10 protein-coding genes are annotated in these 12,879 nt (G+C 48.0%); 2 read left to right on the forward strand and 8 right to left on the reverse strand.

Annotated features, from left to right (window positions below):
* The first annotated feature begins 766 nt into the window (after positions 1-766).
* Together MHB49_RS23625 and MHB49_RS23630 are read left to right on the forward strand one after the other, a co-directional pair.
* Positions 767-2,011, forward strand: a complete 1,245-nt coding sequence (locus MHB49_RS23625; RefSeq protein WP_405153224.1) for a DNA polymerase IV — start codon at positions 767-769, stop codon at positions 2,009-2,011.
* A complete protein-coding gene (locus MHB49_RS23630; protein WP_405153225.1) occupies positions 2,008-2,349 on the forward strand; it encodes a YolD-like family protein in 342 nt (113 codons plus the stop codon). Before MHB49_RS23625 ends, MHB49_RS23630 begins: the two co-directional genes overlap by 4 nt.
* A gap of 197 nt (positions 2,350-2,546) precedes the next feature.
* Here MHB49_RS23630 and glsA read toward each other — a convergent pair whose 3' ends face one another.
* The 8 genes from glsA to MHB49_RS23670 all read right to left on the reverse strand — a co-directional run bounded on the left by glsA (position 2,547) and on the right by MHB49_RS23670 (position 12,870).
* Complete coding sequence (gene glsA / locus MHB49_RS23635) at positions 2,547-3,488, reverse strand: glutaminase A (protein ID WP_405153226.1); 942 nt, start codon at positions 3,486-3,488, stop codon at positions 2,547-2,549.
* Positions 3,489-3,602: 114 nt separating this feature from the next.
* Positions 3,603-4,085: a GNAT family N-acetyltransferase gene (locus MHB49_RS23640; RefSeq protein WP_177185756.1), complete on the reverse strand. Its 483-nt coding sequence runs from the start codon at positions 4,083-4,085 to the stop codon at positions 3,603-3,605.
* 203 nt (positions 4,086-4,288) lie between these two features.
* Entirely contained in the window at positions 4,289-5,578 is a 1,290-nt protein-coding gene (locus MHB49_RS23645) for an OFA family MFS transporter (RefSeq protein WP_247898406.1), read from the reverse strand.
* Positions 5,579-5,698: 120 nt separating this feature from the next.
* Positions 5,699-6,511 (reverse strand): LytR/AlgR family response regulator transcription factor, encoded by an 813-nt coding sequence (locus MHB49_RS23650; protein ID WP_405153227.1) that lies wholly within the window; start codon positions 6,509-6,511, stop codon positions 5,699-5,701.
* A 10-nt stretch (positions 6,512-6,521) separates the two neighbouring features.
* Positions 6,522-8,174, reverse strand: coding sequence for a LytS/YhcK type 5TM receptor domain-containing protein (locus tag MHB49_RS23655; RefSeq protein ID WP_405157226.1), 1,653 nt, complete (start codon positions 8,172-8,174; stop codon positions 6,522-6,524).
* Positions 8,175-9,548: 1,374 nt separating this feature from the next.
* Positions 9,549-9,836 carry a stage VI sporulation protein F gene (locus MHB49_RS23660; protein WP_090901017.1) on the reverse strand — a complete coding sequence of 96 codons (288 nt, stop codon included), beginning with the start codon at positions 9,834-9,836 and terminating at the stop codon, positions 9,549-9,551.
* 114 nt (positions 9,837-9,950) lie between these two features.
* On the reverse strand, positions 9,951-11,996 hold the full coding sequence (gene recG, locus MHB49_RS23665; RefSeq protein ID WP_405153228.1) for an ATP-dependent DNA helicase RecG: 2,046 nt from the start codon (positions 11,994-11,996) through the stop codon (positions 9,951-9,953).
* 10 nt (positions 11,997-12,006) lie between these two features.
* Complete coding sequence (locus MHB49_RS23670) at positions 12,007-12,870, reverse strand: DegV family protein (protein WP_405153229.1); 864 nt, start codon at positions 12,868-12,870, stop codon at positions 12,007-12,009.
* Between the last annotated feature and the right edge of the window lie 9 nt (positions 12,871-12,879).

The following is a 12,879-nucleotide window of genomic DNA, read 5'->3' on the forward strand; positions in this document are numbered from 1 at the left end:
CGCTTTGGGTAGAGATGTCAGCGGTGTAGTTCTCACTATAGCTCTAAGACTCTGCATTTGTAACTAGGCTGATGGAAGCAAACATGAACTGCAACATTCTGCCCATAATTCGTAAAAAGCACCATCAACTAGCATCCATGAGCCCTCTTGGCCTCTATGCTCCATGCACATGAATATTTGCCACTTTATCGTCCTCTTGAGGTTCTTCCAGCCTGGCACATCTCTACCCGTTATTGTTATATGCAACGCGGATTACGAGATCTGTTTCCGCTTGAACGCTTACCCCATTAAACGCAAGGTAAATGTTAAAGTTGCGGACCTTTTTACAGTATTAACCATAAAGATTACAAAATTGATACTATAGTCCGATAACGCATCAGCGAAAATCCGCGTCCTATCAAGGTTTTCTGAAATGTGCAGAAAATGAAAAAAGGACATCAGTCCCCCCCTATAGGACTGTGCCCATTTATATTACTTTTACACAAAGCCGAATGAACACCCAGTCATCACCCGGAAGTCACGGATCTCTTACATGAAATGTAAAAAACTACATCTTATTTCCTAAATTTTGACTCTATTAGGTCCGTTCAATAATTGTGTCCAATTTGCAAAATAATTCCGGTTGCCGCATCTCACTTTGTCATATATGCTTATAAAACAGGAACACTTGTTCCATACTGTAAATAAACTGTAAAATAGCGTTGGCTGAATGAGCCCCATCGCTGCACAGACGCATCCAAATCATGAATAAAAGGAGAGAAGTACTATGCCCCGCAAAGACGGACGTGTCATTATGTTGGCCGATTGCCAATCATTTTATGCCAGTGTGGAGAAGTCTGCACATCCCGAATATAGAGACCGTCCGCTTGTTGTTGCGGGAGATCCTGCACGCCGTTCAGGCATTATTCTGGCAGCCTGCCCACTCGCCAAGTCCTATGGAATTACTACGGCAGAACGTCTGGGTGAAGCTCTTGCCAAATGTCCTGATGTTGTTGTCATTCGCCCCCGGATGGCCGAATATATTCGTGTTTCCCTGCACATTACACGTATTCTTCAGTCCTATACCGACCTGGTTGAACCATATAGCATTGACGAACAGTTTCTTGATGTGACCGGAAGTTTGGACCTGTTCGGCAGCCCTGAAACGATAGCCCGCAGCATTCAGGACAGGGTCATGGCAGAGACTGGCGTCTATATCCGCGTTGGCATCAGCGACACCAAGGTTGTGAGCAAGATGGCCTGTGACCTTTATGCCAAAAAAGTTCCCGGAGGCATCTATACACTGCCCCGCAAGGACATGCAGACAACATTGTGGAATAACCCTGTTCGAGACATGTTTATGGTTGGTTCCCGGATGGGGCAGCATCTCTATAAGATGGGGATTCATACGATTGGTGATCTGGCGCAGACTCCATTGTCCCGGTTGAGAGAACGTTGGGGTGTAAATGGTGAGGTACTGTGGCGTATTGCCCGTGGGATTGATGATTCTCCGGTCAAACCCGGAACATATGCTCACCAGCAGCAGGGCATTGGACATCAGATGACATTGCCTCGGGACTATGAATCATGGGCAGACATCAAGGTGGTGCTGCTCGAACTGGCAGAGCTGGTCAGTCGGCGTTCCCGGGACAAATCGCTCATGGGCCATGTCGTCTCCGTAGGGTGCCGGGGCCAGGATTACGATCGTCCAACCGGCTTCTCCCGCCAGATGAAGGTGAATGAACCTACCAACATCACAGATGAAGTATACGATGCGGCGGCTGCTCTGTTTCTGCGCCATTGGGACGGATTACCCATTCGCCGCATCAGCGTGTCATTGACCGGGCTCGTGCCCGATTCCGAAGTACAGCTGTCCTGGTTCGATGACCGTGAACGCAAAAGAGAACTGGAACGTGCCACGGATGACATCAAGCGCAAGTTCGGAGATACCGCGATCATGCGGGCCTCCTCGCTCTGCTCGTCCGCACAGGCACAGGACCGTTCTCATAAAATTGGAGGTCACTATAAATGAGTAAAAAATTACAACAAAATGGGATTTTTGAGTCGTCGCGCATGATGCTTCCCGAACACCGGGAAGCCTACATCATTCATCAGGAGCAACTCGCTCCCCGTACCCGTCCATCCTTGGATGCCCAGGCGGCGGAGGAAATGTCCCGTTTGCTTAGCAACTCCATGCTGCTTGGGGATGCAGTCACCATCACCCTGTTCCATGAACACGATGATATCTGCTTTACCGGGCAGGTGCTTCGAATAGACGCTCCTGCTCGTACTCTCAGACTATTAATGGAGAACGGGACGCGGGACATTCAGATGAATCTTATTACAGATGTGGCACTCGCGAATGAATGATGTGATCTGTCATTGCAGGTATATCGGAATAGATGCAGCACGGCCATGACCATGCAGGACCGTTTTCCTACACATTTTGATGCAGGACTGAAGGCATCCAACAAGCTGCATCTACTAAGGGCCATCTCGTTCAAAAGAAGCAAAAAGACGGATTGGTGATTCATTGGCTGCTTGGGAGGGTATAAGAATGGCTTAATTTAGAATAAACTCCAGTCAAATTCCTTGGAAAGACGCTCAAGCAGATGCACACCTGCAATACTGTTGCCTTTCCGATTCAGAGCTGGACCTACAAGACCGATGCCAAATTGGCCGGGAACCAGGGTCAGAATGCCACCCGATACTCCACTCTTGGCAGGCAGCCCGACCTGAATCGCGAATTCGCCTGATGCATTATACATACCGCAGGTGGTCATGAACGTTTTGGCGATCTGTACATAACGACGAGGAATAAGCTCATTCCCGGTGATGGGATCTGTCCCGTCATAAGCAAGCACCAGTGCCATACGGGCCAGATCCGCACAAGTCACCTCAATAGAGCAATGGCGGAAATAAACGGCAAGCACATCTTCGACGTCATCCTTGAGCACACCATTGTGCTTCAGAAAATAACCAAGCGAGCGGTTCAGATGGCCTGTCTCCGATTCGGACCGATATACCGCCTCGTTATAGTCCAGCCGATCATTATTGGCCAGCTTGCGAAAAAATTCCAAAATGCGCCGTGACTTCTCCTCTTTACAATCCCCAGCAATCAGGGACGATACCGTAATCGCGCCCGCATTGATCAATGGATTAAACGGAATGCCCGGTTCGACCAGTTCGAGCTTGATCATGGAATCATAATCATCCCCGGTAGGTTCTTTTCCTACATTAAAGAAGACCGCTTCCTCACCATGATCCATCAGGGCCAGAATGAGTGTAAATACCTTGGAGATACTTTGCATCGTAAACGGGACACCACAGTCTCCGGCTGATACATGATTGCCTTCGGCGTTCATGATATGTATGCCCAGTTCGTCCTGTGAGGCCTTGAACAATTCGGGAATATAAGAAGCCACTTTCCCCTGTCCAGTGTGCAGACGGCTGGTCTCCAGCCATTCCGGCAGCAACTGGTTCAGACGTTCCATTGCAGTATTGCTCATCTCCATCTCCTCCAAATCTCTGTATGAGCATTTCACACGCCTCCGAATGACAAAATCCCATTGAAGTGATGCAAAATGCCCGGTATGGTATGTATTACCCGCAAGCCTGATCCCTTACCGCTTCACCTGAAGATTCAGCTCCAAAATTTCGCCAGGTAACCCATGATAATCCCCAACCCATGTGGATACAAAGTTCTGTCTGAGCAATATTCGACGTGATGCCGCATTGGATGGATCGATAACCGCATAGAGTACACCAATTCCCGCTGCCTGTGCCTGAATAATCAGCCGAGCTGCGATGGAAGTCCCGTGTCCTTTCCCCCAATACTCCGGCAGAATCATGTAACCCATTTCCGCCCGGGACGGATCGGCTTCATCTGGGATCAGTTTGGCGTAGGCCATGCCTACCCCATCTTCACCAGATATTCGATAATAGCCACAATTGTTGCCGAGATTATAATTCAGCATGGATTCAAATTCCGCCGTAGCTTCATGCTCAGGCAGAGCCCGTTCGGTAATCTGCTGCATGACTTCAATATTGGACACAAGAGCATAATAATCAGCAAAATCAGATGGTGCATATTTCAAGAAATTCATGACGAACATACCTCCTCCAAATGGCTAACAAGGACTTGCTCTTTTTATTTCACCTAGAGTATACCAGAAGCAAAGTATGCATTGCACACAACCGCTTCAATGTACGGGAGCCTTCGCCTCTTTGCTTCGGGTTCAAAAAAAGCGGCCTCCTTAGAGACCGCTCAGCATGCTATTTACAAAATAGAACTTCGTCCCCACTACACTCAGCTTGCCCGGGATGAAGGGTTAAGATTCATCTGCTGTTCACGTTGACGTGTACGACGTCCTTGACCCGGAGGCGTTATAATCAACGCCAGCAAGAGCGAGACAGCGCAGAGTACAGCGATCACAATAAAGGTAAGATGGAACCCGCCTAACAAGGCGCTGATAAACGATCCGGCCAAGGCACCAAATCCAAATCCCTGATAGATGACGCCGTAGTTTTTGCTCTGATTTTTCAGACCAAAGTAATCCGCCACAATCGCCGGGAAGACTGTAATGTTGCCACCAAAGCAGAACGCGATAGCGGCCACACAGGCGAAGAAGATGCCAAAACTCAGCGGGACCAGACTCAGCGTCATTACGGCAACAGCCGTAACCAGCAATGCTCCGGCAATCACTTTCATCCGTCCCACTTTATCTGACAGCGCCCCCAGAATGATACGTCCAGCGGTGTTGAAGATGGCCACCATCGCCACCGCATTCGCAGCTGTAGCCACATTAAGACCCGCCAACTGAACACCGATGTCTTTCACAATACCGATCAGATACAGTCCACTCATACATGCCGTGAAGAAAATAACGAACAGCATATACGCTTCTTTTGTACGCAGCATTTCTTTGACCGTGTAATTACGTGCTGCTTGTTGCTTCCCACCGTCCGTGCTGCTTGCTGCTGGAGCTTGTTCACGAACAACCGCTTCACGGATCAGGAACGAGCCGCCCACAATCAATACCAATACAATAATACCCCAGTACATAAAAGCTTGAGCAGGACCAACGGCACCAATTAATGCCGAGTTCACATATTTGAACAACAGACTGCCTGTACCAAAGGCCCCGACCGAAATACCCGAAATCAGACCTTTTCGCTCAGGGAACCACTTGATCAGGTTGGACAGGGAAGTAATGTACGCCGTACCATCCGCGAATCCAACCACAAATCCGGCCAAAATATAGAGCAGTGTCAACGAACTCACTTGAGAACTGAGCACGAGTCCCAGACCAAGCACCACTCCAGCTACACGAATCAGGCGACGAAGTCCCCATCGTTCTTGCAGCCGGCCTGCAAACAGTGTGGCAAAGGCCAAAGCAAAACTGGTAATCGAAAAAGTTATCGCGACCGAGCTGACGTCCCATCCGAAACGATCAGACAACGGTTGATTAAATAAACTCCAGGTGTAGATGGTTCCGAGACCCATTTGTACAATAATCGTGCCCAGTACAATAAGCCAGCGGTTCATTTTCATAGATGCAGATGCTGTATTAGGTGCGGATGAAATAGCTGCTTTCATCGTGATCTCCCCTTTGCCGATGTCATATATATGAATGCGTTCACAAGCTAATCATACATGAAAGGGGATTCATTACACCGATTTGAGCATGAGTTGCATCAGATGCGGAATGAAATGCCTCTAGATGCGCATGAGCTGCCTGAATTCCTTGACTTTGCCCCGGCTAACAGGAACTTCAGCCTCCAGATCACGCAAACGAAGCAGGTACGTATTGTTAAACCAGGGCACAATTTCACGAATTTGAGACAAATTCACCACGTAAGAACGATGGCAGCGGAAAAAGGTTTCCTGCGGTAATCGCCCGTGAAAATCCGAAATGCTGACCGGCATCGTAAACTCACCGTTTTTGGTATACACCTTCGTGACTTTCTCTTGTGCTTCCGCATAATAAATATCGGCGGTGTCTGTCACAATAATATTGTCATTGCGCAGCAGGTTGATGCGTCGTCCCGTCTGGGCATTGGATTCCCGCACCTGCCTATTGGATGCAGACCATTCATCGTTCACTTGAGCCGCATTATGCGCATGTCCATCATCGCTGCCACGTTCACGTTCCTCCTGCTCATGATCCCGTTTGAACGCCGTTTCGAGTTTATTCAGCATCGCAGCAATCCGCTTCTCATCATAGGGCTTCAAAATATAGTCAAATGCCTCCAGCTCAAACGCTTCTGCCGCATGTTCCTTGTACGCCGTTGTAAATACGATATATGGCTTGCTCGCAAACTTCCCAATATGATGTGCCAGCATCATGCCATCCAACGAAGGGATATTGATGTCCAGAAAAATAACGTCGACTTCCTGCTCCTGCAGAAATTTCAGCACATCCAGCCCATCTTCCAGACAATCTACCACTTCAATTTGGCTATGTTCCTGTATCAAGTAATTCAGTTCCTCACTTGCCGGAATTTCATCTTCAACAATAAGGGCTCTCATCGACCGTTCATCACCTTGTTACTACATCTCCTTTGGGTACATCAAATAAAATATCGGTTCCCTGCTTCAGCCGTGTAATCGTTAAACCTTGTCCATATATGAGCTTCACCCGCCGATGCACATTGTACAACCCGATCTGGTTGCCAGGCATCCGATCATGGTATACCCGCTCAATAATATCTGCTCCAATGCCTGCACCTGTATCACTGACCCCAATTCGTACAAAGTCAGGATAGTCCTGTACTCGAATCCGTACGGTCCCGGGTCCTTTGACCTTGAGAATACCATGGATGATGGCATTTTCAACAAGTGGCTGAATGACCAGGCTTGGAATATGCACAGCCACCTCATCAATATCATAGATGACGTTAAGCCTGCTACCGAAGCGCGCCTTCTCGATTTCCACATAATTGCGGACCTGCTCCAGCTCTTTGTGAATATCGATAAGCTCATCCGACAGCTCCAGGTTATAGCGCATATATCCAGACAGATTCACAATCAGCTCGCGTGCCCGATCCGGCTTGGTGCGAATCGATGAGGCAATGGCATTCAGTGCATTGAATAGAAAATGAGGATGGATCGTGGTCTGCAATGCACGCAGCTCCGCTTTATTGGCGGCTGCCTTGATCTCCTCCACACGTGATACTTCCATCTGGGTGGAAATAATCTGAGACAGGCCAACAGCCATCGTTTGCAACGGATACGTAATCTTGTACGCTTTGCGGTAATAGATTTTCAACGCACCCGTCACTTCGCCCCGCTCTTTGAGCGGAATGATGAGCAGGGAGTGGATATCCGGCGTTTTCTCGTCAATTATATCATTGCTGATCGTAATCTCTCCGCTGGAAATCGTCTTCTTCGTCATCTCACTAATAATTTCATTGCCGATGTGATATCGTTCCTCCCCAAATCCCACATAAGCCAGTACATTTCGGGTATCCGTAATCGCAACTGCATCCGCCTGGATATCCTCCTGAATAATCCGGCAAATCTTACGCAGAGAGTCTTCATCAATGGAACGGAAGTATGGCAAGGTCTTGTTGGCAATCTCCAGCGCCAGCTTGGCCTGACGAGCTGCAATCATTTCCTTTTCCCCTTCTACACTCTGTACCAGCAGCACGATCAGCCCAATGTTCATCTCACCCAATATCATCGGCAGCGCAATCTTCGAGACAATGTCCGCCCCCAAGGGGTCGGGATAGGAATACAGCAGGATAAGCAGCATCGTAAGCGCCTCACAGATCATTCCCGCCGCAATACCGATCATCCAGCGCTTCGACTTAGGCGTATACTTATGTATATACCCGGACACCAGACCTGCAAGGATGCTTGTGATCAGGCACGGAATTGCCGTAACCCCATCCATATCGATCAAATACCGATGCACTCCGGAGACAATCCCCGTAATGATGCCCACAGGCGCTCCAAACAGAATGCCGCCAGACATGATCGCAATAATGCGTACATTCACCAGCGAGCCTTCCACATTAATACCGGTGTACGTACCAAAGATGGCAAATGCACAAAATAACAGCGTAACCGCAATGTACTCCTGCCATCTCAATTTTCCCTTTTGCAAAATCTGTCTAAACCGCGGTATCCTCGACAAGAAGAATAAAAATATAATCAGCAGTGCTGCCCGTTCAAACAACCCCAGCAGCATCGTAAACATTTCCGTCAATCTGACTTCCTCCACATCCGTCAAAAATAAACGCCCTTCATCGCAGCAGCGTTTTCCTCACTTTGAAATCCATGTATGCTCGTATGCAACAGTTTACCGCTCCATCTGGAGGAAAGCAAAGTCGATCTTATGAAAATAAAACCATACGCACGTCGGTCAAGCCAGCTTACGGATAAATTATTCCAACAACTTTACAGTTTAAAAATATAATGTGGTATAATCAGGAAATTATTGTTACATTGTCTTATCTACATATTATTATCTAAATTCCAATTGCTCTGTCCATTTTCCTGACAGAAAGGTGTACTTCCATGTTTGCCATCCTGATCCTTGGTTCAATTCTACTTTTTAGTCTCATATGGTTCACCCTATCCGAAATTTCCAAACGCTACACAGATTCCGAAAGCTCATCAGGACGAATGCTCCACATCATTTTATGTATTTCAACCCTGATCCTGATTGTACAGGACTACATATTCAAAGAAATACCGTATAACGGCAGCATTATTGCAACATTCATTGCAGTATTCATAATGACCACAAACTCCACCCCTCCTGCGCATTTGAAAAAGAAATAAGAGCAGAAATCCGGGACGTTCCTCTATAAACGGGGATGTGGATTTTGCCCTGACCGCTTCCACCTCAAAAAAGGCAATTGGAAACTCCATTTGATCTTCATTATGGTTGACAGCCTTTATCCAATGATCGGCTGCCCTAAAGCCCGCAGTGTCATTTCAATTCTAACGAACCTCAGAAGCCTTATTAAGATCATTTTGGGGAGCGAAAAAATGTAACGAACCTGAGCGACCTTATATAATCCGCAAACAGCAATAAACAACGTACCCATGTCGAAATGGCGAAAATAGCGCCTCTCAGGTTCCTTACAATTTCTATCAGGCGGAATTGCTCCAAATAGCGTCACCTCAGTTCGTTAGCCATAGTAAATACGCTCTATACAGTCACGCTCTTCATCTCAACGTTACACCTCAGCTTCATCAACAATAAAAAAACCCATAGAATAAATCAATTTAGGACCAAGGACACGCCCACATTTAAATTAAAAGGGCGGCCCATAAGTCATCTTCCTGACTTATGGACCGCCTATCCACTAAATTACTTCATACACATTCGATGTAATTTGGTTTTTATAAAATGGACTCCCAGTTACACAGTAACGGAGAGTGCAGAACCAATCTGGAGAAGCGAAGCGCTCGCCTTTATCACCGGATTTTACCCTTTTGAAATTTTAATCTAAAAATCCGGGGATAACAGCGATCGGAAGATGGTACTGCACTCGGAGTGGACACATGTAACACCCTCAGTTCATTTTATACCACCCAACATTCCATCGAGTCCCTACCTAAACATGCCCCACAGCTTAATCAAATGAAACGTATTGTTCGGGTCGATTTTCTGGGCGAGAACAAAAGCAACAAATTGCTCCTCCTGCGCCGCAGAAAAATTCTCGTTCAAAATGACCGCTGACGACTTGACCAGCCTTCTTACCTTTGCCTTATCCTGCAGATCGGACTTGGTGACCCCATCTATCAACTTTTTGATACGCTCTTTGACAGCAGGATTTTTCATCTTCGTTTTGATCCGCTCCACCAGCTGCGGACTGATTCCATATTGTTGGTAACCCAAAACGTACAGCACCTCCTGAATAATGAACTCACTTCTTATTCATATGACAGGAGGGCATGTACACTTGACATTTTCCCACGGAAAATGTGGAAAACCACACATCTACAACCCCGATCAATCGATCAGATCGCCCTGGAATACTTGCTGCTGCTGTAAAAAGTCACGTAAAGGAGCGTAGTCAACAGACGTCCAGAAGTTCGCATCCGCAATCAGGCTGGACACATCATCTCGTGCCTGCTCCAATACGGCAAAATCCGCAACCATGTCGGCAAGACGGAACTCCGGTAATCCACTTTGCTTGGTGCCAAAGAAATCGCCCGGTCCCCGCAGATACAGATCTCGACGGGATACTTCGAATCCATCTTCAGTTTCCGTCATGACCTTCATGCGCTCCTGCCCAACCTCCGTCTTGGGATCAGCAATAAGCACACAATAGGAGGCATGAGCGCCCCGACCAACCCGGCCACGAAGCTGATGCAGCTGCGACAGACCAAATCGGTCCGCATCCATAATGACCATCAGTGTTGCATTAGGCACATCGACCCCGACCTCCACAACGGTTGTCGAGACGAGAAGCTGAATTTCGTTGCTGTAGAAGTCACGCATCATCTCTTCCTTCTCGCCAGCCGTCATCCGTCCATGGAGCAGACCTACACGGTACTTCGGAAAGTTCTGCTGCATCTGAATATGCAGGTCAATGGCATTCTGTACATCCAGCTTCTCCGACTCTTCAATGAGCGGGCAGATCAGATAGGCCTGGCGTCCCTGGTCCACTTCGCGCGAAATAAAACCAAGCACCCGGTCCATCATGTCATGCTTGACCCAGTACGTCGAGATCGGAATCCGTCCCTTCGGACGTTCCGAGATGGTCGATACCTCAATATCACCAAAAGCCGTAATGGCCAGTGTTCGCGGTATCGGCGTCGCCGTCATCGTTAACACATCCGGGTTATAGCCTTTACGCCGCAAAATGCTGCGCTGGTTCACACCGAACCGATGCTGTTCATCCGTAACGACAAGACCCAGGTCACGGAAAAATACATCCTCCTGAATTAAAGCGTGTGTACCCACGACGATATCAATCAAGCCCATCTGCAAAGAAGCAATCAGATCTTTGCGCTTCCGTCCATTCACACTTCCTGTTAACAGCCCCACCGTGACACCAAAAGGTTCAAACAGCTTTTGCAGTGAACGCATATGCTGTTCTGCCAGAATCTCTGTAGGGACCATCAAAGCCCCCTGAAACCCGGAACGAACGGTCGTATACAGTGCAATTGCCGCAATAACCGTTTTACCCGAGCCTACATCCCCCTGCAGCAATCGATTCATCGAATACGGTGAACGCATATCATGCAGAATTTCAAGCTCTACCTTCTTCTGCGCATCCGTGAGTTCAAATGGCAAACTGCGAACAAACTCGCGAATCGTTGTATTATCCGTTGTGTGCACTACACCATCCATACGATCCCGGTTCAATGCACGATATGCCTGCATCTTGAGTTGGAACAAAAATAACTCCTCATACACCATCCGCTGTCTGGCCTGCTGGCCTTCCCGGTTATCCTGCGGACGGTGAATCCCGGCAATCGCCTGTTTGCGAGGCATAAACCCATATTTCTTCATGAGGGTTTGAGGCAGGATTTCAGGGATCATTTCCCCAAATTGGACTAACCCCTGATTAATCGTTTTACGCATCCAGGACTGCGTAATCTTGCCGGTTACGGAATACACAGGCTGCAGCGTTCCCGATCGTCCTTCCCCTTTATCCGGAAATTCCGAGTCCGTTACGGTCATCTGCATACGTTTTTGTTCCCATTTCCCCGTTATAACAATCTCTCGATTGGGCGTAAGCTGCTCCTTCAGAAAATGCCGATTGAACCAGGTGGCTGAGATCATCCATTCTTCCGTCATCACCTTACAGGTAAGGCGTGACTTTTTGCCATAACGCTGCAACACCGGGATGCCCATCACTTTACCCTGTACCGTAATTTTATCCCCGTCCTTCACTTCACTGAGCGAACGCAGCCGATAATCCTCATAACGGAACGGATAATATTCAAGCAGATCTTTTACAGTAGAGATGCCAAAGGCGTGAAGCTCTCCCTCTTTGAGAGCACTCACGCCGCTAATTTGTTTTACCGATATTTCTTCCCATTTCATGTCTAATCCCTCATTCCGGAACAGGCCACATAAAGATGGCAATTACGCCTGGCCCAACATGGCTGCCAATGACGGCCCCAATATTGGTATATACCACTTCATTTAGTGTAAAATGCCCGCGTAATTGCTCTGCACAAGCGATCGCTGATCCGGGGTCTGCGGTATGACCTACCGCCAGATTAACACGTTGACCCGCCAGATCCTGCTGAAACAGCTCAATAATGCGTGCCATGGCTTTTTTGTGACCTCTGACTTTCTCCACTGCGTAAATAACGCCTTCCTCATCAATCGACAAGATCGGTTTAATATTCAGCAGTGTTCCCAAGATGGCCGCAGCTTTGCCAATCCGACCGCCTTTCTGTAAATACTCCAATGTATCTACGAGAAAGAACAGCTTGCGGCTCTGCTGCATGGCTGCTACAGCCGCAGCGATCTCCGCAGCGGACTTGCCTTGTTCAGCAAGCTCGGCAGCCTGTACGACCAATAAACCATATCCATAGGATGCAGACTTCGAATCCAGTACTGTTATATCGCCTTCACGTTCCAGCAACGATTTGCCAAGCAGTGCCGATTGATAGGTACCACTCATGCCGGAAGACAAATGAATCGATACAATGGGCCGCTCCGGGTCCTCATCCAACAATGTGTTATAGATATTCATAAAATCGGTGGGAGAAGGCTGTGAGGTTGTAGGCAGCACAGAACTCTTCTCCAATTTTGCATAGAACTGTTCCGAAGTCAGATCAACGCCGTCTGCATAAGCTTCTTCCCCGAACAAAACACGCAGCGGAACAATATGAATCCCGTATTTACGGATCAGTTCCTCCGGTATATCTGCCGTGCTATCGGTTACGATCGCAACCTTGTGGCTCATCAGATCCCC

The sequence above is a fragment of the Paenibacillus sp. FSL K6-0108 genome, from assembly GCF_045040695.1.
GTDB lineage: Bacteria > Bacillota > Bacilli > Paenibacillales > Paenibacillaceae > Paenibacillus > Paenibacillus pabuli_B.

Excerpts from the sequence above, each read along its gene's own strand:
- MHB49_RS23645 (WP_247898406.1), bottom strand. The coding sequence starts at position 5,578 with ATGAAAGCAGCTATTTCATCCGCACCTAATACAGCATCTGCATCTATG.
- MHB49_RS23630 (WP_405153225.1), top strand. The coding sequence starts at position 2,008 with ATGAGTAAAAAATTACAACAAAATGGGATTTTTGAGTCGTCGCGCATG.
- recG (WP_405153228.1), bottom strand. The coding sequence starts at position 11,996 with ATGAAATGGGAAGAAATATCGGTAAAACAAATTAGCGGCGTGAGTGCT.
- MHB49_RS23670 (WP_405153229.1), bottom strand. The coding sequence starts at position 12,870 with ATGAGCCACAAGGTTGCGATCGTAACCGATAGCACGGCAGATATACCG.
- MHB49_RS23655 (WP_405157226.1), bottom strand. The coding sequence starts at position 8,174 with ATGCTGCTGGGGTTGTTTGAACGGGCAGCACTGCTGATTATATTTTTA.
- glsA (WP_405153226.1), bottom strand. The coding sequence starts at position 3,488 with ATGAGCAATACTGCAATGGAACGTCTGAACCAGTTGCTGCCGGAATGG.
- MHB49_RS23640 (WP_177185756.1), bottom strand. The coding sequence starts at position 4,085 with ATGAATTTCTTGAAATATGCACCATCTGATTTTGCTGATTATTATGCT.
- MHB49_RS23625 (WP_405153224.1), top strand. The coding sequence starts at position 767 with ATGCCCCGCAAAGACGGACGTGTCATTATGTTGGCCGATTGCCAATCA.
- MHB49_RS23650 (WP_405153227.1), bottom strand. The coding sequence starts at position 6,511 with ATGAGAGCCCTTATTGTTGAAGATGAAATTCCGGCAAGTGAGGAACTG.